Raw genomic sequence first — 226 nt, forward strand, 5'->3', positions numbered from 1 at the left:
CTCTCATCATTCTCTGCTGTTGGTGATTCGATAACGTAATCTACTGTTACCGTTGCTGTATCACTTAAACCTGTTTGGGTTTCTGTTAAGGTATATTCTATTGGGGTTGGATCGTTTGTGAAACCTGTTTCTGGTGTGAATGTTAAATCATCCGTTGCTGGATCGTAAACCCATGTTCCTTCGTTTGGTACCACTAAGGTTAATGGATCACCGTCACCATCTGAAT

Annotated in this window: 1 protein-coding gene; it reads right to left on the reverse strand. The window is 41.2% G+C overall.

From position 1 onward, the window contains the following. Positions 1 to 226, reverse strand: a 226-nt coding sequence (locus V6246_RS18440; RefSeq protein ID WP_341561890.1) for a hypothetical protein, incomplete at both ends; no start/stop codon positions are given.

Source organism: Algibacter sp. TI.3.09 (assembly GCF_038154905.1).
Classification (GTDB): domain Bacteria; phylum Bacteroidota; class Bacteroidia; order Flavobacteriales; family Flavobacteriaceae; genus Algibacter.